This is a genomic window from Nonlabens sp. (assembly GCF_051251825.1).
Taxonomy (GTDB): domain Bacteria; phylum Bacteroidota; class Bacteroidia; order Flavobacteriales; family Flavobacteriaceae; genus Nonlabens.
Map to the genome: position 1 here is coordinate 419,441 of NZ_JBPOGG010000001.1, position 22,665 is coordinate 442,105.

Annotated in this window: 12 protein-coding genes; 8 read left to right on the forward strand and 4 right to left on the reverse strand. The window is 37.1% G+C overall.

The genetic code is table 11. The features are described 5' to 3' along the window. Positions 1-181: 181 nt before the first annotated feature. The 3 genes from dnaE (at position 182) to ACSHWW_RS01820 (ending at position 6,081) form a co-directional block, all read left to right on the forward strand. Positions 182-4,552, forward strand: coding sequence for a DNA polymerase III subunit alpha (dnaE, locus tag ACSHWW_RS01810; protein WP_435680689.1), 4,371 nt, complete (start codon positions 182-184; stop codon positions 4,550-4,552). 110 nt (positions 4,553-4,662) lie between these two features. Further along, positions 4,663-4,983, forward strand: coding sequence for a thioredoxin (trxA, locus tag ACSHWW_RS01815; protein WP_435680690.1), 321 nt, complete (start codon positions 4,663-4,665; stop codon positions 4,981-4,983). 168 nt (positions 4,984-5,151) lie between these two features. Next, on the forward strand, positions 5,152-6,081 hold the full coding sequence (locus tag ACSHWW_RS01820) for a DUF58 domain-containing protein (protein ID WP_435680691.1): 930 nt from the start codon (positions 5,152-5,154) through the stop codon (positions 6,079-6,081). 402 nt (positions 6,082-6,483) lie between these two features. On the opposite strand, the gene ACSHWW_RS01825 is transcribed toward ACSHWW_RS01820, so the two are convergent. The 4 genes from ACSHWW_RS01825 to ACSHWW_RS01840 all read right to left on the reverse strand — a co-directional run bounded on the left by ACSHWW_RS01825 (position 6,484) and on the right by ACSHWW_RS01840 (position 14,905). After that, positions 6,484-9,210, reverse strand: a complete 2,727-nt coding sequence (locus ACSHWW_RS01825; protein ID WP_435680692.1) for an alpha-amylase family glycosyl hydrolase — start codon at positions 9,208-9,210, stop codon at positions 6,484-6,486. Between the two features lie 63 nt (positions 9,211-9,273). Next, complete coding sequence (locus tag ACSHWW_RS01830) at positions 9,274-10,389, reverse strand: SusF/SusE family outer membrane protein (RefSeq protein ID WP_435680693.1); 1,116 nt, start codon at positions 10,387-10,389, stop codon at positions 9,274-9,276. Positions 10,390-10,407: 18 nt separating this feature from the next. Next, on the reverse strand, positions 10,408-12,003 hold the full coding sequence (locus ACSHWW_RS01835) for a RagB/SusD family nutrient uptake outer membrane protein (RefSeq protein WP_435680694.1): 1,596 nt from the start codon (positions 12,001-12,003) through the stop codon (positions 10,408-10,410). 19 nt (positions 12,004-12,022) lie between these two features. Further along, positions 12,023-14,905: a SusC/RagA family TonB-linked outer membrane protein gene (locus ACSHWW_RS01840; protein WP_435680695.1), complete on the reverse strand. Its 2,883-nt coding sequence runs from the start codon at positions 14,903-14,905 to the stop codon at positions 12,023-12,025. 194 nt (positions 14,906-15,099) lie between these two features. On the opposite strand from ACSHWW_RS01840, the gene ACSHWW_RS01845 reads away from it, so the two are divergent. The 5 genes from ACSHWW_RS01845 (at position 15,100) to ACSHWW_RS01865 (ending at position 22,550) form a co-directional block, all read left to right on the forward strand. Continuing rightward, a complete protein-coding gene (locus ACSHWW_RS01845; RefSeq protein WP_435680696.1) occupies positions 15,100-16,119 on the forward strand; it encodes a LacI family DNA-binding transcriptional regulator in 1,020 nt (339 codons plus the stop codon). Between the two features lie 119 nt (positions 16,120-16,238). Next, complete coding sequence (locus ACSHWW_RS01850; RefSeq protein WP_435680697.1) at positions 16,239-17,624, forward strand: MFS transporter; 1,386 nt, start codon at positions 16,239-16,241, stop codon at positions 17,622-17,624. Further along, positions 17,617-18,279: a beta-phosphoglucomutase gene (pgmB, locus tag ACSHWW_RS01855; protein ID WP_435680698.1), complete on the forward strand. Its 663-nt coding sequence runs from the start codon at positions 17,617-17,619 to the stop codon at positions 18,277-18,279. The genes ACSHWW_RS01850 and pgmB overlap by 8 nt, the downstream gene beginning before the upstream one ends. Beyond that, positions 18,279-20,582, forward strand: a complete 2,304-nt coding sequence (locus ACSHWW_RS01860; RefSeq protein WP_435680699.1) for a glycoside hydrolase family 65 protein — start codon at positions 18,279-18,281, stop codon at positions 20,580-20,582. Before pgmB ends, ACSHWW_RS01860 begins: the two co-directional genes overlap by 1 nt. Before the next feature lie 3 nt (positions 20,583-20,585). Next, complete coding sequence (locus ACSHWW_RS01865; RefSeq protein ID WP_435680700.1) at positions 20,586-22,550, forward strand: glycoside hydrolase family 13 protein; 1,965 nt, start codon at positions 20,586-20,588, stop codon at positions 22,548-22,550. Positions 22,551-22,665 lie beyond the last annotated feature (115 nt).

Genomic DNA, 22,665 nt, shown 5'->3' on the forward strand with positions numbered 1-22,665 from the left:
AATGTTCATAACTCAATTTTTATAAAGCTTATCAATAACCTATATTTAAAGTTCAACTTTTTAAAAAGTTTTAATTTTTAAGTATCTGAAGGTGAGCTTTTTATTTGTTTTATAAGATTCAGTTTTTTAATTTTTTAATTCAAAAAAAATAAGAACCTATCAACCCAATAACCCATAGAGTATGTATCTCATTTTTGACACTGAAACCACAGGATTACCTAAACGCTGGGATGCACCATATACTGATGTGGATAATTGGCCACGAGTAATTCAGATCGCATGGCAGTTACACGATGAGATGGGAAATATGATTGAACATCAAGACTTTCTGATTAAGCCAGATGGCTTTGATATTCCATATGATGCAGAGCGTATTCATGGTATTTCTACAGCACTTGCTGAGCAACAAGGAATTCCGCTTGAGGAGATGCTATCGCAATTCAACATTGCACTCAGTAAAGCAAAATTTGTCGTAGGTCAAAATTTAAAGTTTGACTTAAATGTAACTGGAGCAGAGTTTGAGCGCACTCAAATTGCAAACGACTTGCAAGAAATACCAGTGCTGGATACCTGTACCGAACATACCGCACAATTATGTCAAATCCCAGGTGGACGTGGTGGAAAGTTCAAACTGCCTACACTTACAGAGCTACACCAGTTCTTATTCAATCAACCCTTTGGAGAAGCCCACAACGCTACTGCCGATGTGGAAGCAACAACCAGATGTTTCCTAGAACTCGTCCGTAAACAGCAATATACTAAACAGCAGCTCGACGTTGCAGACGATTATTTTGTACGTTTCCAAGAGGCAAATCCAGCGATGATTAAACCGGCTGGAATAAGACATGTGAATCTAAAACAAGCCTCAGCACAACTCATTGAAGCTGCAGAGCCGGAACTGACAAATCAGGAAATAAAGGAGAATTTATCTGAACTCAATGAGGTTCCATTTGCTCATTTACATTCACATTCTCAGTTTTCTATATTACAATCTACTGCAAGTGTTCAAGATTTAGTCCAAGCAGCTGCAGCAAACGATATGCCTGCCGTTGCGATGACAGATCATGCAAACATGATGGGCGCGTTTCATTTCATAAAAGCAGTAAAAGCGCATAATGCGAGTTTAGTAAATCAAGAGGAAGATGGACCGCAAAAAGAACCCATAAAACCTATTTTGGGTTGCGAGTTCTTTGTCTGTGAGGACATGAATGATAAAACACACAAGGATAACGGTTATCAAATTGTGCTTCTTGCAAAAAATAAAAACGGTTATCTCAACATAGCCAAAATGTCGAGTAAAGCCTATGTAGATGGATTCTACTACGTGCCTAGAATTGACAAAAAACTCATTGAGGAATTTAAAGAAGACATCATCGTTCTTACAGGAAATATGTATGGAGAAGTGCCTTCAAAAATCCTCAATCTAGGAGAAAAACAAGCCGAAGAAGCACTATTGTGGTGGAAAGAGCAATTTGGTGAAGATTTGTATATAGAACTCATGCGCCACGGCTCGTCTATGAGTAATATACAAGAAGATGAACAAAGAGCAAATGATGTGTTGGTCTCGCTTTCGCGAAAGCATAACATCAAAATAGTTGCTACTAATAATACTTATTACGTCCATAAAGAAGATGCCAATGCTCACGATATCTTACTTTGTGTAAAAGATGGAGAAAAACAAGCTACACCTATAGGTCGTGGTCGTGGTTATCGTTATGGATTGCCTAATCAGGAATATTATTACAAGTCTGGTGCTGAGATGAAGCAGCTGTTTAAAGATTTACCTGAGGCGATTTCAAACATAAGTGAAGTGCTTAACAAAATTGAGCAATTTGAGCTAGCAATGGATGTACTCTTACCTAAGTTTGATATTCCAGCAGAGTTTCTAGATGCTCAAGACGAGCACGATAATAAAAAACGTGGTGAGAACTCTTACCTGAAACACCTCACTTATGAAGGTGCAAAAAAACGTTATGGAGAAATTACTCCAGAGATTGAAGAACGACTAGAGTTTGAGTTAGATACTATACGCAAAACAGGTTATCCAGGTTACTTTTTGATTACTTGGGATTTTATAAAAGCTGCCCGTGAAATGGACGTGGCTGTAGGACCTGGTCGTGGTAGTGCGGCAGGAAGTGTAGTTGCTTATTGTCTATGGATTACAAATGTAGATCCTATACATTATGACCTACTTTTTGAGCGTTTCTTGAATCCAGATCGTGTAAGTATGCCCGATATTGATATTGATTTTGATGATGAGAATCGATATAAGGTGATGGATTATGTAATTGAGAAATATGGTGCGAGTCAAGTGGCACAAATTATTACTTATGGTACCATGGCGGCTAAATCCTCCATACGTGACACCGCAAGAGCACTAGATTTACCGCTTAACGAAGCAGATCATATCGCAAAATTAATTCCTGATTTTTCTAAACTCAAAAAGATTTTTGCCCTTGAGGATAATGAAATAAGAAGCAAGTTCCGTGGAGAAGATGCAGATATGGTCGAGGAATTAAGACGTATCGCAGCAGGTTCAGACCTCGCGGCCGAGACATTGAAACAAGCTCGTATTCTAGAAGGTTCTGTAAGAAATACAGGTGTGCACGCCTGTGGAGTGATCATCACACCCGATGCGTTGACAAATTTCGTACCTGTAGCAACTGCTAAAAACTCAGATTTATATGTAACTCAATTTGATAATGAAGTTGTAGAAAGTGCTGGATTGTTGAAGATGGATTTCTTAGGACTCAAAACACTAAGTCAAATTAAAGATACCGTCGCAATTATAAAAGATCGACACCAGATTGATCTTGATATAGAATCGGTGCCACTAGATGATGTAAAAACTTATGAACTTTTTCAAGAAGGAAATACAGTAGGGATTTTCCAGTATGAAAGTGCTGGAATGCAAAAGTACATGCGCGATTTAAAACCTACGCAGTTTGCAGATTTGATTGCCATGAATGCTTTATATCGTCCTGGACCACTAGAATATATTCCAGATTTTATCGATAGAAAACATGGTGTTAAGGAGATTACTTATGACCTTGATGGTATGGAAGAATACCTGTCAGAGACTTATGGAATTACCGTTTATCAAGAGCAAGTAATGCTCCTTTCTCAAAAACTGGCAAACTTCTCAAAAGGTGAAGCCGATGTATTGAGAAAAGCGATGGGTAAAAAGCAAATGGCAACCCTTCAAAAAATGAAACCTAAATTCCTAGATAATGGAGAATCAAATGGTCATGATAGAACGATTCTAGAAAAAGTATGGAAAGATTGGGAAGCATTTGCCTCTTATGCATTTAACAAATCGCACTCGACTTGTTATGCATGGATAGGTTATCAAACGGCTTATTTAAAAGCAAATTATCCAGCAGAGTTCATGGCGGCAACACTGTCTAACAACATGAACCAAATCAAGGATGTGACTAAATTTATGGATGAATGCAAGCACATGGGATTACCAGTGCTGGGACCAGATGTAAATGAATCCAATTATAAGTTTACGGTAAACAAAGATGGTGCGGTACGTTTTGGAATGGGTGCAGTAAAAGGATTAGGTCATGGTGCGGTAATGACTATTATTGAGAACCGTCAGGAAGCGCCTTATAAAAGTATTTTTGACATGGCTAAGCGCATAGATTTGCGTGCGGCAAATAAGAAGTCCTTTGAGGCACTAGCTTTAAGCGGTGGATTTGATGGTCTAGGTGGAGAAAACAGAGCGCAGTATTTCTATGAATTTGATAACGGTCAGATTTTCCTAGAACAAGTGGTGAAATATGCCCAGAAGTTTCAAGAAAATGAGAACAGTGCACAGGTAAGTCTTTTTGGAGAAGCGAGCGATGTTCAAATTCCTGAACCAGAGTTACCTATATGTGAAGATTGGGGAACGATGGAAAAACTCAAACGAGAAAAAGAAGTCGTGGGAATTTATATTTCGGGCCATCCGCTGGATGACTATAAGAAGGAGATGGAATTTTTCTGTAACACAGGATTGAGTAGTTTGAAAGATTTACATGGACTTGTGAATCGTGAGCTTACTTTTTGTGGAGTGATCAGTGACGTGCAGCATCGCATTACTAAGACTAATAAAGGTTGGGGAATGTTCACGGTTGAAGATTATGAAGAGAGTTTTGAATTCCGTTTGTTTAATGAGGATTACCTCAAGTTCAGGCACTTTCTAGTTCCTAACTCTTTTATTCACTGTAAAATCAAGATAAAAGAAGGCTGGATTGATAAAAAAACAGGACGACCTACAGAGCCTAGAATCAACTTTCTAGTGATGCAGCAATTACAAGATTTAATGGCGAGCACCGCAAAGAAATTGACCATACAGTTCCACATAAGTGAAGTAGTGGAGAATAGAGTCGAGTGGTTACAACAAGTGCTAGAAACACATAAAGGTGATCACCAGTTATTCTTTAATCTAGTGGATCATGAAGAGAAAATCTCGTTAAACATGCCTAGCCGATTGAAGAAAGTAAATGTGACTAATGAATTGCTTGCTTTACTAGATGAGCAAGGCATTAATTATGGAGTGAATTAAGGTTAAATCATAAACCTACATATCATTATAAGTAAGTACAATGATGACAAGCTGTGAAATGGAATAGGATTTGATTACTTTTGTGTATAGAAATTTAAACAGCACATAAAATGGCACTAGAAATAACAGACGCAAACTTTGAAGAAACAGTATTAAAAAGTGATAAGCCAGTATTGGTTGACTTTTGGGCAGCATGGTGTGGACCATGTCGCATGGTAGGTCCTATCATCGATGAGGTTGCTACAGACTATGACGGTAAAGCCGTAGTAGGTAAAATGGACGTAGATGCAAACCAAGAGTTTGCTGCAAAATACGGAGTACGTAATATCCCAACGGTTCTTGTTTTTCAAAACGGAGAAGTTGTAGGGCGTCAAGTAGGAGTTGCTCCTAAAAACGCTTACACAGACGCTATAGATGCATTATTGAACTAGAGTTACAGTTCATAATTTATAAACGAGCTCATTTCTTAATTGAAATGGGCTTTTTTTATGCGATGTACTTTGGGTATTATGCTTTCGCGAAAGCGTATCAAAAAAAGTCACTGCTACTTTTATAAAAACTTTATTTGCAAATAAATTCCAGTCACGTATCTTCACGCTATGGATATTCAAAAGGAGTTAAATAAAACCGCCGGATTTAAAAACCTAGCCTTACTTGCCAGTCAAGTGGTTGAAGGATTTATTTCTGGAATGCATAAATCTCCGTTCCATGGATTCAGTGCAGAGTTTGCTGAGCACAAAATTTATAATCCTGGAGAAAGTACGCGTCACATAGACTGGAAACTGTTTGCCAAAACAGACAAACTCTACACTAAACGCTACGATGAGGAAACTAACTTGAGATGTCATCTTATTATAGATAATAGTCCATCTATGCATTATCCTCAAGTAAAAGTTCAAGAGCTGGGCAGTTTTAATAAAGTAGGTTACAGTGCACTCGCTGCCGCTAGTGTAATGAATGTCTTAAAAAAGCAACGAGATGCTGTAGGACTATCTGTTTACAGTGATACGTATGAATATTATGCGCCTGAGAAAGGTAGCGATAGACATCATAGCATGTTGCTGGATCAATTATCTCAACTAGCCATAAATGAACCTACGGGAACTTCTACAAACACTTATAAGTACCTGCATGAAATTGCAGAGAAAATGAAGCGTCGTTCACTTATTTTTCTATTTACAGACATGTTTCAAAGTGACGTTCATGAAAACGAACTCTTTGAAGCGTTGCGACATTTGAAGTATAATAAGCATGACGTGGTATTATTTCATACTTATGACAGTGCTACAGAGGTTGATTTTGACTTCTCAAATAAGCCTTCTCGCTATACTGATGTGGAGACAGGTGAACACATCGACTTGTATGCTGATAATGTGAAAGAGGTTTATAAAGAAGCCGTAAGTGCTTATTTTGAAAAACTAAGAGTGCGTTGTGGACAGAATAGAATTAAATACATGCCTGTAGATATACAGCGCAATTTTGATGTGGTGCTCACTACTTTTCTACTTGAGCGCCAACTTTTTAAATAAAATTTCTGTGAATAAAAAAAGCCTGTCTTGCGACAGGCTGATCGTAACTCAAATTGCGAAAAGAGTATGAGCTACTAGAATACCTCAATATTCGTACGGCAAATATGAGCTTCTCTATTCCTACAATTAAAAATGCTTTTGTCCTACAGACTTTATTCGTTGAAATGTAATAAAAACATATAAAGCGTAAAAAATAAAAGCCTATCGTGAGATAGGCTTTTGTAACCGAATGAATTATGAAAAGAGTATTATTTGGTTACACTTAAATAGGAACTAAGGTTTTTAGGGAAAACCTAAGCCCTTAATTTGAGCAGTGCAAATATCTCTATTTCTAAATTTAAGCATCAAATTGTCTGTCTATTCAAATTATTTATCGATAAAATGATAAGATTTAAAGTCTATCTACTCTTTTATAAGCTTGATTTGTTGATTTCCAAGGAGTGTCTGTGCGTTAATAATATAAATTCCAGCAGGAAGTGCTTCAATTGAATAGCTCGATAAGCTCTCAGTAAACTGCATTACTTCTTGTCCGCTTAGATTATAGATACTCATTCTTTCAATTTCAGTTGAAAGTCTGAAGCTATTTTGCGCAGGATTAGGGTACAATCTTACCTTGCCTAAACTGTTTTCTATATCTGTATTACTCAATGGGTCTTGCAATTGTTGCGTAGAATATACTCTGTATTCTCCTGGTTGCAGGTTTATTGTAGCAGTTTGGTTAGTGATGTTCACTGTTGTACCGCTAAAGTATTCATGCCAGGTTCCGGTCTGTGAAAAGTTTGGATTTACATTTTGAGCGGTAATTCCAAAATTTGCAACCACTACAGCATCAAAGACTGGTCCGTTAAGATTGATACGTTTAGTGACACCACCTACATCAAGATTGTTATTAGTTGTATTCCATGTGTCAGGATACAAGGTTTTAAAACCTATCATAGTTGCCGTAGCTTCATATAGATCCATGCGGTTTTGATCTGTATCATAGTTCAAAGTCCACGGAATAGGCTTGCGACCAGTACGACCATTCTGATCGATGTCTATTTCATATCCTAGCTCACCAAACTGCCATAGCATTTTAGGACCTGGAATACTATATAGAATGGCTGCAATCGCCTCTTGTCTATCAAGTGCTACTGGAAGTGATCGTACGTTATGAGAAGAGTTTGCTGCATTTCCAAAATTTAGGTTCTTATACATCAATCGTTGTTCATCATGACTCTCGGCATAAGCTACTAAATGCTGGTCGTTCCATCCGCGCGCTGTGTAGTAAGCGTTGAAAACATTATTATTACTTGAGAATCCCATGGAGTTTTGGTTGAACTGATCAGTCATTTTACCCCATAACATGAATCCTGAGTTTGCAAGCACTGTTTCTTCTGAGTTGTCACCTAAGTGCTCTAGAATCATGTAAATATCATTACTGTTTGCGTTCCAAATTGTATTCTTATAATCGTTGAGTATATCTACTCTTGACTGATCATAAGCACTCCATGCTCCGATATTTCCTAGAGTAAAGTTTTGAGTAAAACCTTTTGATAAGTCAAATCTGAATCCGTCGATGCGGTATTCATCAATCCAGTATTGTAGGGTTTGTTTCACGTAATCTCTTGTCCACTGACTTTCATGATTGAAATCGTAACCTACATTAAAATCATGTGTAGGAGATGAATTCAAATATGGATTATTTGCCGCAGGTCTAAAATTGGCTTGATCCCACCATAATTGACATAAAGGTGATTGACTAAAAGCATGATTATAAACTACGTCAATTACAACTGCGATTCCTTTAGAGTGACATAAATCAATCAGCTCTTTGAATTTTGCTGGTGTTCCATAAGCTTTGTCTAGAGCTCCGTGAAATTTAGGATTATAACCCCAACTATCAGTTCCTTCAAACTCATTAACGGGCATTAATTGCAGCGTGTTAATTCCTAAATCCTCGAGATAATCGATACGGTCAATTACTTGTTGAAAGCTGTCTTCCTCAGAGAAATCACGTACTAGAAGTTCGTAAATAACTAGATTCTCTTTATCAGGTCTTTGGAAATTGTTTACAGTCCAGCTATAAGGAGTTGCTTGGTAAGTATGTAAGGAAATATCTCCAGTAGTTTGATTAGTAGGATAAACGGGTAGATTAGGGAAGTTACCTGGCTTGATAAATTGGTCACTACCAGGATCAAGAATTAATTCTGAAAAAGGATCTGCCACCTTAAGATCATAATCTACTAAATACTGATATTGAAATGTTTGGTTTGCTGTGAAGTTTGCTGCAGGAACTGTCACCCAAAAATAGTCACCATCTTTATTCATTTGGTAGTTTGCGTTGAGATTCCATCCTGTGAAATCTCCTATCACCATTGCATCACTTTTTCCTGGAGCAGCTAGTAAAAAAGTAACACTACCATCTGCATTTTCATTTACTCCATTTTTTAAACCTGCAGGTCTCGATTGATTTTGGGTTGCCGCTGGAACATAAACGCTTATCACGTCACTTACTTGTTGAGCACCATTATCTGCAGTTAGTTCTATATTGTGTCCACCTGTCGTAGTGAATGTATAAGGTGTTGAAATAGTAGCTGCATTTGTAGTTGCTACTGATGTGTTGTTGACTTTAAATTCTAGGTTTGCCGTTTGAGACGCATCACCAGTTAAGGTAATCGTTTGATTTAAATTAAATATTTCTCCATTTGTAGGAGCTGTAATTAATGTATTTAAACCAGGTTGAAACACAGGTAAGAAGATATCAGGATTAGTTTGTACTGTTGCGTTTGCATTTCTCACAACGAGACAAATCTCACTTACTACATCTCCTGCGGTTACACCATAGAAAGCATCTAAGCTAGTGCCTAATGTAAGTTGGTAAATATTTCCACCAGTGTTTACAAATGGTGGAGCTGTTGTATTATCTGTAAAACTTGTGTTTGGAATGTTCTGCCATCTAGTACCGTTTATAGTAACTCCAGTGTAGGCATAAAATGTTCCAGTTGTGTTTTCTAACGCTGTACCAGTTGCATCAAATATTAATGTAACCTGATCAGTCTGTGTAGGTGTAGATGGGTTTGTGGTTACTTGCGCTTTCGCGAAAGCGAATCCTAAAACCGCGAGTAAGAGAAGTAAAATATTTTTCATAGCTATTGTTTTAATCTAAAAAAGGGCTGTTCCCAGCCCTTTTTAATAATTTAAAATGATTCTTTATTCTACTGGAATCAACATGTAACGACCATCTAAATCATTGAAGAAGATGTCATAAGTTCCAGGAGCGATAGGAATGTTAGGGCCATTTTGAGTTCCTTGACCAGAAAATTCTGTGTCAGCACCCCAATTTGTAGCCCAATCGTCGTTTGCTCTGAATTTCATTTCACCAGATACAAGAGTTACATTTCTTAAGCTGTATTGGTGTGGATCAAAAGAAGATTGTATCATCGCTGTGCTCGCGCCCCAACCTGCTGGAGTACTATCTCCAATAATTCCTACAGTCATATATGTTGCAGCGGTTGCAGCAGCACTGTTTGCTGTCATTGAAAAACTTGAATTCCCTTCAGAAGTGTTTGTAACACCATCAATGTCCACAACAAAATCATAGTATCCTGCAGCTGGAGCAGCAAATACGTTAGGATCGCTACCACCACCATCATTAACACCTACCGCACCATTGCGCTCACCATATTGAGGTTGCCAGAATCCTGGAGAAGATAATAATTTGAATTGGTCACCATTAAAATAACCTGTGTAGTAATATACAGTTTCATTTGCAGGGTCACGGAAAAGTGCTGGGTTGTTGTTATCATTACTCCATCCTGGCTCAGTTGCGGCTCCTACTAAATATAAATCTGTGAAAGGATATGCTGCAAAAGGTGTGATAATAATATTCACCTCATTTGATACAATAGGATTTACAGCAGGATCTGCTGTAGTGGCAACAACTCTTAATTTATAATTTCCTGCTAGTGTTGCTTCTCCACCTAATGCAATTGCTGCTGCATTCAAAGTTTCATAAGTTACTCCTACGTTAGTATCTGTAGTAGCTCCTAATATTTGTGGTGCACTATAGTCACCCATGTCAGTATCCATTTGCAAAGCATAATCGATTTGCACAGGTACTTCAAGACTGATTGCGTTCCATGAGAAACGCTCTGCTAGATCATCACCATTAAATTCTGTTACTTCAAATGCTCCAGAACCTGGTGCAAGAGTAATCTCACCAGAGGTGTTTGTGTTTAAGTTGAATTCTTCAGAATCATTGTCGTCACATGACGTGATTGCAGCGATTGCTAAAAACGATAATATTAAAATTGAAAACTTTTTCATCGTGTTGCTTTTTTATAATTAATATCCAGGATTCTGGACTAGGTTAGGATTTAAATTTACTTCTTGTGCTGGGATAGGTAAAAGATTGCGGAATGGAGCAGTAGTCGTTCCTGCTTGAACGTTTCCTTTCCATGCCCATACTTTACCTGTTGTGAATTTACCAAAACGGATTAAGTCTTGACGTCTATGAGTTTCCCAATGTAATTCTCTAGCTCTTTCATCGAGTATGAAATCTAGGTCTAGGTCTCCGGCAGCAATATTACCGCTGGTGTTACCATAAGCTCTTTCACGTAACTGGTTGATGTAACCTACTGCTACGTTAAGATCTCCTGCAGCTGCGCCTCTTACGGTTGCTTCAGCATACATCAAATAAGCGTCTGATAAACGGAAAACTGGAAAGTCGATATCTACAAAGTCTCCTACAGTATCACTACCAGGATTTCCATTAACATCAACATTCTTAAATTTTTGAATGGCAAAACCATCTTTAAAACGTGCTACATCATTAATTTCTAGAGTTTGATCTCCTGTGAAGAAAGTTTCACGTTGATCTGCACTGTTTTCCATTCCTGGGAATAACTCTACAAATTGCTTAGTAGTACGTATTCCACCCCAACCACCGTTGATACCAAATTCAGATGGATCCATATCTCCACCTACTGGTGCATGTGTCAAATATGTAGTTCCACCAAAGGTTTGTGTGTTCAAACCATCAAAGTTTAGTGTCCATATAAACTCGCTTTGAGCTCCATTACTATCATTATCTGCATAGAAACTATAAGCATAAGGAACAGAAGGGATTGTATATCCACCATTGATTACTTTGTTGATGTAAGCTAATGCATCATCATTTCTTTCAGTGCCCGTATAAACCTCAGCGTTTAAGTACATTTTTGCAAGAACCATTTGAAGAGCTGCTTGATCTGCTCTACCATATTCATTCATTCCTGCAACTATCATTTGATCTTCAATAGTGGTTAACTCACTTTCAATCCAGTTAAAAAGATCAGTTCTGTTGATCGCTTCTAGACCATTTGCAACATCAGTATTCTCTGTGCTGAAAGGCATAGTTCCAAAAAGATCCATACCATGGTAGTAAGAATAAGCTCTTAAGAAACGAGCTTCGTTTCTATAATCTGCAACTTCAGCTCTAATGTCACTAGGAACATTAAATTCATCAAGTTTTGAATCTGAAGATAATCTTAAGAATTCATTACATATTGAAATTTGATAGTTGATACGTGAGAACATCGCATTGATAAACTCGTTACCATCTGTCCATACATGACCGTGAAGATCCTTAATGGTTCCATCATTCCAGGCAATGATTGCCTCATCAGTGGTTAATTCTTGCATGTTCCAGTATAATCTTAAGTAGTTTGAAAAACCACCATCGATACCAGAAATATCTGCATTTCCATCTCCACCAGATTGTCCACCTAGCATTAAACCTGCATAAGCTTTTGCAATAAGTCCACGATAAGCCGTAGGATCTTTTAGTAAATCTGCTTCTGTAAGAGCATCTCCATCAGGCTCTACGGTAAGCACATCATCACAGGCTGTGAAAAGGAGCATTCCGAAAAAAGCCAGAATAATTGATTTATACATTTTCATATTATTGCTTTTTTAAATATTAAAAGTTGAATCCTAAACCGAAGATGATTCCGCGGTTTCTAGGAAATAAGTTATTGTCAATTCCACCGAAAACTTCAGGGTCAACTCCATCATAATCTGTAATAGTAAGTAAGTTAGTTCCTGTTATAGAGGCTCTTATGTCCACTTTGTCGCCTGGGAAGTTATAACCTAACGATAGGTTATCCAATTTGACAAAATCTGCTTTCTGTACATAATAATCAGAGAATAATTCTTGATTACTGAACCCAGTATTATTGAAGTCTGCTGGAGTATTTATATAAAGCGGATTCTGAGTGTTAGTTGGGAAAATGCTTCCAAGGTTTGCAGCATTTGAAGTTACATTGTTATAGTTGTAACCACCAGCAGCACCTCTTAACGTAGCACTTAAATCAAATCGCTTGTAAGTAAAGTTAGTCGTTAAACCGAAGTAAGCATCGTGATTAGCTTTCTTATAACGCACCTTGTCAGCATCATTAATTACATTGTCACCATTAGTGTCGATATAAACGCCATCGAGTGGAGCACCATTTTGGTCATAAACTTGACGATATACATGGAATGTTGTAGGATCAGAACCTACAGCCCATTCTTGAATATTGTTACCTACACCACCAGAAATACCACCTACTTGTACTGGATCATCGTTTGCTCCAGCTAAGTCTGTAATTTCGATTTCTTGGAACGTGATATTTCCACCTATGTTCCAAGACATGTTTTCACTTTCAATAACTTTTACGTTAATACTAGTTTCAATACCACGGCTTAATGTTGAACCAGCGTTTTGAATACTACCGTTTTCAAGACCACCTGCTGGAAGTGGACCAAATAATAATAAATCTGAAGTTTCTCTATAGAAACCATCTACACTACCAGTAACACGATCATTAAAGAATCCTAAGTCAATACCAGCATTCCACTGATCTGTTGTTTCCCAAACTAGGTCTATAGAACCTTCAGGCCTTATAGTAGTTACAAATTCATTACCGAATTGTACAGCAGCTGTTTGTTGTCCTGGAGTAAACGTTGACAAGTAAGCAAATGGAGCATTAATCTCCTGTTGACCTGTCTGACCAAATCCACCTCGTAATTTTAACTGAGATAAAACAGTACTGTTTTTAACAAAATCAGTATTAGTTAATTTAAGAGCTCCACTTACACCGTAGAAATTTGCCCAACGGTTTTCTTCAGAGAATCTTGAACTACCATTACGAGAGTAACTTCCAGAAAGAACAAAACGATCCATGATGTCAAATTGTGCTCTACCGAAGAAAGTCACTATTGAATTCTCATCTGGAGAAGAAAGGAAATTTACAAGAGATCCATTCTCAAGTCCACGACCAAAAGATTGTCTAAAGAACGTTTGAACACTACTACCTAAAGTAAAGTCCATTTGTGTATCATATTGCTCAAGATCTTTTTTGTAATCAAAACGACCATCAAGTAAATTATTTCTTCTTATACCACGATCATAGTTTTGTGAAGCGACACGAGCGCCTGCTCCAGAATTAGGATTTCTTAAAGAATAAGAATCAAACTCGTTATAATCAACACCAGCATTACCTGTAAACTTTAAACCTTCAACTGGTAACTTGTACTCAGCGTTCATGTTTAATCTTGCTTGATTATTGTCTAGTTGAGAGTCAAGGCTATTTAATAAGCCTAATGGGTTTCTAGGAGCATTAGGTTCAGGACCTGTTGAGTTTGTGTATTCAAAGAATCCGCCAAAATCATTATTACCACTCATGATAGGTTGTGTAGGGTCAAAAACTACTGCCGCGCCTACCGCGCCACCATCGGCACTTCTTATTTCTTCTTTTGCAAGCTGAGAAGTGAATGTTAATTTAAGTTTGTTATCCAGTAACTTTTGGATCACGTTTAAACTTAAACTAGCTCTTTCATAACCAGAGCGTAGCAATGTACCGTGCTCATTATTATAACCTAAAGAAGCTCTTACTGAAGTAGATTCATAACCTTTCTCAATAGTAAGGTTGTGAATGGCGCGAGTACCATTTTGATAAATAGCATCTTGCCAGTCTGTATTTGCATCTCCTAGTATAGACGTATCACGGCCTTGATCTGCTACTAACTGACGGAACTCATCACCTGTTAACACATCTATGTAGTTGTCTACCTTCTCAATAGCAAACTGAACGTCATACTTTACTTTAAGATCACTACTGAAGTTAGCCTTCTTAGTAGTAATTAAAACCACACCATTTGAAGCACGGTTACCATAAATAGCAGTTGCCGATGCATCTTTTAATATAGTTATACTTTCAATATCATTTGGGTTGATAGAGTTCAAACTTGCGTTACTTTGATCAAGCGGCACACCATCTACTACGTATAAAGCATCTTGACTACCTGAAAGAGTAGAACCAGGACGTACACGTATTACAGGACCATCACCAGGACGACCACTTGCAGCGGTAACTTGAACACCAGCAGCTTTACCAGCGATTAACTGACCAGGAGAAGTGATAGCACCTTTATTAAACTCTTCAGACTTGATAGTTTCTTGGGCACTCGTAACATTTGCTTGTTTGATACTACCATAACCTATAAGAACAATCGCATCGAGTTCTGATGGGTTTTCTTCAAGGGAAATATTGATGGAGCTTTGTCCTGTATAAGCAACCTCTTGCGTGGTATAGCCTATATAGGAGAAGACAATCACAGCACCGTCGGGTATATTATTAAGCGTGTAATTACCATCGAAATCTGTAGCAGTACCATTTGAGGTGCCTTTTACCATAACGCTGGCGCTAGGAACTGGTAATCCAGTGCCTGCATCTTTAACCGTTCCAGTGATAACACTTTGAGCCATAGCTAATAAGGGTAGTACCAGGAACAATAAAGCAGTTTTAAATTTTTGATTCATTACTGAAATTTGTTTAAATTAATAGTGAATATCTTCTTCACACACGGTTCAAAAATATACAAACTCTTAGTTAGAGAAACCTTTTAATAACGCAATTCTACGAAAACGTTTTCGGTGTTTTTTTATAACTTTATATATGTTATATTTCGCTTTCGCGAAAGCGTAACTAATTAGATATAAAGAATTTATAATACATGGCTCAAAAATTAACTCTTAAGAAAATTGCACAAGAATTAAAGGTTTCTATATCAACGGTTTCGAAAGCTTTAAGAGATTCTCATGAGATAAGCTTAGAAACTCGCACTAAAATCAAAGAATACGCAAAGCAGTATAACTTCAAGCCTAATAATATTGCGCTGAGTCTTAAAAATCAAAAGACTAAAAAGATAGGAGTGATTATTCCTGAAATCGTGCATTACTTTTTTGCAACCGTTATTATGGGAATAGAAAGAGTGGCAAACGAGAAAGGATATCAAGTAATCATTTGCCTGTCTGGTGAGAGTTTTGATAAAGAAGTTGTGAATATGGATATGCTGGCCAATGGTAGTATAGACGGATTTATAATGAGTCTTTCTAAAGAAACCATGGAGAAACAAGATTTCCATCACTTGCGAGAAGTAACTAATCAAGGAATGCCTATAGTCATGTTTGATCGTGTGTCTGACGATATTGCATGTGATAAAATTATCATAGATGATGTAGAGGCAGCAAATAAAGCGACCGATTTCTTATTGCGTAAAAACTGTAAAAAACTAGGCTTAATTACTACTCCAGACTATGTGAATGTAGGAAGATTGCGCACGCAAGGTTTTAAAGAAGCGCTCATGAAAAGAGGTTATGAAATTGATGAAAGCGCCATATTAAAAGTAGAAGATGTAGAAAATTGTAGAGATATGATTAAAGACTTTCTTGCGGCTGGAGACTATGACGGTTTGCTAGCGGTAAATGAGCTTTTTGCTGTTATAGCGAGTAAAGCACTTCAAGGAATGGGCAAGAATATACCAAGTGATGTTGCCATAGTGGCTTTTACAGACGGAATACTTTCTAAATATGCAAGCCCTACATTAACAACTATAGGTCAAAAAGGTGAAGAAATGGGTGGACTAGCAGCTGCAAAATTGATTCAAAAACTTGAGGCAAATCATCAAGAAGAAGAAAGTTACGAAACCGTTATCGTAAAAACTTCTCTCATAGAAAGAGAATCTACACCGTAATTTTTTACCTTGCACTGTCTTAAAGAAGAATTCTTTAAGAAGTTTATCAAAACTTATCTTCTTCACACACACTAAGTTTTGATAAGTCATAAGGCTTATCGTCATTAAAAAATAACGATATGCAAAAGCCTAAGTTAGGTTTCTGGGATATTTGGAACATGAGTTTCGGGTTTCTCGGTATTCAATTTGGATTTGCCTTACAAGGTGGATTCATGTCACGTATTTTTCAAACTCTAGGAGCTGTAAAGGATGAAATTCCTCTTTTATGGATTGCTGCGCCTTTAACAGGTTTATTGGTTCAGCCCATAATAGGTTTTTTAAGTGATAGAACTTGGTCTTCTCGATTTGGGAGAAGACGACCTTATTTCCTTGTTGGAGCTGTCTTAAGTTCTATAGCATTATTTTTTGTTCCTTATTCGTCAGCATTATGGATGGCAGCTGGATTCTTATGGATTCTCGATGCATCTATTAATATTTCAATGGAACCATTTAGAGCACTGGTTGCAGACAAGCTTCCAGATTCTCAACGATCCTACGGTTTTGTAATGCAAACTCTTATTATAGGAATAGGAACATTTATAGCGAGTTCATTGCCAGCATTAGTCTCTATGCTTGGTGTTTCTGACGAGGCGCCTGCAGGAGTGATTCCACCTTCTGTGAAAGTGGCATTTGCGATAGGAGCGGCTGTTTTTTTAATAACCATTTTATGGACTGTTTTTAAAACTAAAGAATATTCTCCAGATGAAATGGCGCAATTTAATGGTGAGACTGAGGACGATACTGAAGGAATGATCTCAAGTATTTCTAAGACCTATTCATTAATTCCACCAACGATGTTGAAACTAGGAGTGGTTCAATTCTTCTCGTGGTTTGCATTTTTTACGATGTGGAGTCTAGCCACGCCAGCATTAACTGAAGCTGTTTTTCAAGCTCCAGCACCAGTAGCAACTAGTTTTGATATGACTGATGCTGTTCAACTTGCTGCGTTTGATGTACAAAATACAGCCTATCAAAAAGCTGCTAATAGTGTAGGTGGTTATATGGGAATTTATGGATTATCTTCCATGGTTTTTGCTCTTTTATTGACATTATATACTGCAAAGAGACGCATCAATAGAAAATATGTTCACATGGCTTGTTTAATAGCTGGTGGAATAGGTTTTTTAATGATGAACTATATATCTAATCCTGTTTTACTCATTGTTTCTTTTTCATTAATAGGAATCGCATGGGGTAGTATTCTTTCTATGCCTTATGCGATGTTATCCAGTAGTGTAAACCCTAAGCAAATGGGATTAATGATGGGTATTTTTAACATGTTCATCGTTATTCCTCAAATTATCGCCGCTTTAGGTGGAGTAAATTGGACGTCTAGTTTATTAGGTGAAGGAGCTATTCACGCCATGACTGTTGCTGGAATCGCATTAGTTCTTGCAGGAATCAGTAATTTTTTAATAACAGATAAGAACGCAATTACTTATCAATCTACAGAATCAAATGATTAAAAAAGCATTCATATTTGATCTAGATGGAGTTATCGTGGATACAGCAAAATTCCACTTTATTGCATGGCAGCGACTTGCAGCTTCTTTAGGAATCAATTTTACAGAACATGAAAATGAGCAACTCAAAGGAGTTTCTCGTGTGAATTCCCTCAAGAAAATTCTTGAATGGGGAAATAAAGAAATAAGTCCAGAGCTTTTTCAAGCTAAGATGGACCAGAAAAATGAGGAGTATCTAGAACTCATTGAAACACTTGATGTGAATGATATCATGCCAGGAGTTCATGATTTTTTATTAGAATTAAAAAAACAAGATCAACCTATCGCTTTAGGAAGTGCAAGTAAAAACGCTCGACCTATTTTAGAAAAATTAGGCATCAAGGATTTATTTCAAGTCATTGTTGATGGAACTAATGTTACAAAAGCAAAACCAGATCCAGAGGTTTTCCTTTGTGCTTGCGAGCAGTTGGGTTATAGTGCTCAGGAAAGCATCGTTTTTGAAGACAGTGTTGCTGGAGTTCAAGCAGCAAATACTGCAGGAATGATATCTATAGGATTAGGAGAACAAGACATACTTCACGAGGCAGACGAAGTATTCAGTCATTTTACAGACATGCCTCAGGATTATATCAATACACTATTAAGTAAGAAGAAGTAATGAATCAGGAATATATAAAACCAAATGCGTGGTCCATCATTCAAGAAGGATGGAGTCCTGGATTAGTAAAATCTAGCGAAAGTCTTTTTTCCATTGGAAATGGAGCTATGGGACAACGCGCAAATTTTGAAGAACAATATACAGGAGAAGCTTTTCAAGGAAGCTATGTCGCAGGTGTTTACTATCCAGACAAAACTCGTGTAGGATGGTGGAAGAATGGATATCCAGAATATTTTGCAAAAGTTCTCAACGCACCCAATTTTATAGGGATAGATGTCTTTATAGATGGTGAACCACTTGATTTACATAAAGTAGAAAAAGTAACTAACTACCACCTAGAATTGAACATGAAAGAAGGCTGGTTAGAACGTAAGTTTATAGCTCATTTTTCTGAAGATAAGGCTGTGCAAGTGGTTGCTAAAAGATTTTTAAGTCTTGAGGTAGATGAATTAGGTGTGATAAATTATCAAGTTACTGCAGTAAAAGGCGATATAAAAGTTGAATTTCAACCATATATTGATGCTGGAATTACAAACCTAGATTCAAACTGGAATGATGCGTTCTGGGAAATAGAAGAATTAATCTCTGAAGAGCATCAAGCATTTATAAGAAGTCGCACTAATAAGACAAATTTCCATGTGTGCACATTCATGCAATCTGAGCTCGTGCAAAATGGAGAACATCTTCAATACGCAAACCAATTAGAACAAAATAATAAAGTAATACGTCATACTGCAAGTATAGAATTGCAAGAAGGTGAAAGCATAACATTAAGAAAGTATGCCGGTTATACATCAAGTTTAAATCATCAACAATATGACTTGTTTGATTATGCAAGAAAAGTGCTTACTCATGCTACGGTAAACGGATATGATGTATTATTGCAAAGTCAAATCGATCAATGGGCTCAAATATGGGCCATGGCAGATATTACCATAGACGGCGACCTTAAAGCACAACAAGGAATACGTTTTAATATTTTCCAGTTGAATCAGACGTATCTCGGTAAAGATCCGAGATTAAATATAGGACCTAAAGGATTTACTGGTGAAAAATACGGTGGTTCAACATACTGGGATACAGAGGCTTATTGTATTCCGTTTTACATGGCTACTAAAGATCAACAAGTAGCACGTAACCTTTTAAGATATAGATATGAGCAGCTAGACAAGGCCATTGAAAACGCTGAGAAATTAGGGTTTTCTAATGGAGCTGCTCTTTATCCTATGGTTACCATGAATGGTGAAGAATCTCATAATGAATGGGAAATCACCTTTGAAGAAATTCACCGCAACGGTGCGATGGTTTTTGCCATTTACAATTACGTGAGATATACAGGAGATTATTCTTATGTTCCAGAAATGGGACTTGAGGTCATGATCGCTATCGCTAGATTCTGGCATCAACGAGCTACCTTCTCCAGTAAAGCAAATAAATACATGATCCTAGGTGTGACTGGACCTAACGAGTATGAGAATAATGTGAATAATAACTGGTACACTAACTATTTAGCCAAATGGTGTATCAATCAAGCCTTAGAACATTTAGATAAGGTAAAAGACGGATATGATGATGATTACCAGCGCATCATAGGTCTAACACACCTCACAGGATCAGAAACGGCTTCATGGCTTGAAGTAGCAGACGGAATGTACGAACCATTTGATGAAGAGTTGGGCATTTATTTACAGCAAGATGGATTCTTAGATAAAGAAATTATTCCAGTTAAAGATCTGGATAGAAACCATAGACCTATCAATCAAAAGTGGTCCTGGGATCGTATTTTGAGAAGCTGTTATATCAAGCAAGCAGATGTACTTCAAGGATTCTATTTCTTTGAAGATCATTTTACAAAGCAAGAATTAGAAAAACACTTTGACTTTTATGAGCCATTAACTGTTCATGAAAGTTCGTTATCACCATGTGTTCATAGTATTCAAGCGGCTAAGTTAGATCGCATGGATCAAGCTTATGATTTCTACTTGAGAACCTCTCGACTAGATCTTGATGATTATAATAAAGAGGTAGAAGAAGGTTGTCACATCACAAGTATGGCAGGAACATGGATGAGTATTGTAGAAGGATTTGGTGGGCTTAAAATTGTAGATGATAAACCTAGCTTTGAAACTAAATTACCATCTCAATGGGAAGGATTCAGTTTTAAAATCAACTTCCGCAATCAAGTGTTGCATGTTAAAGTTGATAAAGCTGGAACTGAGGTTACCATGTCTGGCTCAGAGTCTATTGATATTATCGTAAATGGTAAAGAAATAACCCTACAGCCTCAAACTATAAATGCTTAAATCATGAATAAGGCAATTCAACTCAGTAGTCTACTTTTTATTCTCGTTTTTAATTATTTCGCTTTCGCGAAAGCGGAACAATTAAAGTCTAACCCTTTGCAGAACGGGACGAAAGCGTCGCTAACACAAACCATAGACCGCATAGAACCGCCATTCTGGTGGGCAGATATGGAGCATTCACAAGTTGAGGTAATGTTTTATGGGAAAAATATAGCGAAGAATGATGGAGTTGATAGTGATTTACCTATAGTAAAAATCACCAAAACTGAGAATCCAAATTACTTATTTGTGACCTTAGAAACTTTAGGGAAACAGCCTGGTAGTTATAACATAAGCTTTAATGTTTATGACACATATTATGTGATGGATTATGAGCTTAAAGAAAGAAAAAAAGATTCAAAATTGCGCAAAGGATTCGACTCCAGTGATGCAATCTATTTGATTATGCCAGATCGTTTTGCAAATGGTAATCCATCTAACGATAGCACAGATGACACCGTAGAAAAAGCAAATCGGGAATTTAAAGGTGGACGACATGGTGGCGATCTTCAAGGAGTCATCGACCACTTAGATTATTTAGAAGATTTAGGAGTTACAGCTTTATGGAGTACGCCACTATTAGAAGATAACGATAAAAAGTATTCTTATCATACTTATGCACAAAGCGACCTGTATAAAATAGATCCTCGCTATGGAACAAATGAAGATTATAAAAGATTAGGTGATGAGTTGCACAAACGTGATATGAAACTCATCATGGATTATGTGACCAATCATTGGGGCGCGACTCACTGGATGATGCAAGACTTACCTACACAAACTTGGATACATCAATTTGATGATAATACTGGTAAAGACTTCCCAGTCGCTGGATATGCAAATTCTAGTTATAGACAAACCACTCAAATGGATCCTAATGTAAGTCAACATGATGATAATTATGCTGAGAAAGGCTGGTTTGTAAGCACGATGCCCGACTTGAATCAAAGTGAGCCGCTGCTGCTAAATTACTTAATTCAAAATTCCATTTGGTGGATTGAATATGCAGGTCTCGACGGCTTTAGAGTAGATACATATTCATATAATGAGAAAGAAGGAATTGCAAAATGGACCAAAGCTATCATGAATGAATATCCGAATTTTAATATTGTAGGTGAAACATGGATGCATGATCAGGCACAAATTGCTTTCTGGCAAAAAGACTCTGCGATAGGAGCAATTCAAAGTTATAATTCTGGTTTACCTAGTGTGATGGATTTTACATTACATGATGCCATCATGAAAGCTTTTAATGAAGATCAGCAAAACTGGGATCAAGGAATGGTAAAGGTTTATGAGAACTTTGTCAATGACTTTTTATATCCAGATATTGATAATATCCTAGTTTTTGCAGGAAATCATGATACTAATCGTATCAATGGTAATGGATTGTACAATGGTGATTTAAATAAGTATAAACTCGCCATGACAATTGTTTTAACTACTCGTGGAATTCCTCAATTGTATTACGGTGATGAAATAGGTATGGATGGAAATAGAGATACAGATGGTGATGGAGATATACGGAGAGATTTCCCAGGCGGCTGGGATGGAGATGAGATAAACGCTTTCAACAAACCAACAGATTACCAAAAAGGCTTTCAAGAATTCACTAAAAAACTGCTGAATTACCGTAAAAACAAATCTGTGTTGCATACCGGTAAGTTATTGCAATATGTTCCTGAGAATAATTGTTATATATATTTCCGTTATAATGATGATAGTAGAGTAATGGTAATCATCAATAACAATTCAGAAGCTGTAACTTTAGATCTTAAGAAATTTGCAGAAGGAATTGCTGGAAGAAAAAAAGGAAAAGATATTTTAACCAATCAATTAATTGATTTAACTAAAGAATTGAAAATTGAAGGAAAGACGAGTATGGTTATTGATTTAGATGATTTGAAAAGTGGACCTAGATGGTTTTAAGACAAACCCCAAAGGTTTCGCAAACCTTTGGGGTTTATTGAACAAACAAGGTCAACCTCACAGGTCTCTAAGTGCTGTGAGGTTTGGCTGAAATCGAAGATGAATCAGGTATTTC